The sequence below is a fragment of the Pontibacillus litoralis JSM 072002 genome, assembly GCF_000775615.1.
Classification (GTDB): domain Bacteria; phylum Bacillota; class Bacilli; order Bacillales; family BH030062; genus Pontibacillus; species Pontibacillus litoralis.
Genome location: NZ_AVPG01000071.1, coordinates 1 through 548 on the forward strand (window position 1 = coordinate 1; position 548 = coordinate 548).

At 40.9% G+C, this 548-nt stretch carries 1 protein-coding gene; it reads left to right on the plus strand.

Going from position 1 to position 548, the window contains the following annotated elements:
* On the plus strand, positions 1 to 507 hold a 507-nt coding region (locus N784_RS15735), incomplete at its 5' end, for a group II intron maturase-specific domain-containing protein (protein WP_036836539.1).
* Positions 508 to 548 lie beyond the last annotated feature (41 nt).

Genomic DNA, 548 nt, shown 5'->3' on the forward strand with positions numbered 1-548 from the left:
AACCGAGAGAAAAGTGCGGTTGGAAGTCCCTTGAAACGAAAGTTTCTTGGTTTCTGCCTATTAGCCACAAAGAACGGGGTTAAAATTCGTCCACATAACAAAGCGAAAGTAACCGTTAAGGAAAAACTTAAACGAATTACAAAGCGCAATCGGGGACGAAATCTTGAAGGGATTCTGAAAGAAATCCGGCAACTTATGACAGGGTGGATAAACTACTATGGCATAGGGGAAATGAAAGGATTTATAAAGGATTTAAACGGATGGTTGAAGCGAAGAATTAGACAATATATCTGGAAGCAGTGGAAGAACCCACGCACGAAAAGAAGAAACCTAATTCACCTAGGTATCAATAAACAAAAAGCTTATGAATGGTCGAATACGAGAAAAGGTTATTGGACTATATCCAAAAGCCACGTACTCCATCGTTCATTAACAGATAAAGAACTGGCATCGAGAGGATATAAAGATATCGCTCTACAATACCAGTTCGTACACTCAAACTATTGAACCGCCGTATACGGGTCCGTACGTACGGTGGTGTGAGAGGG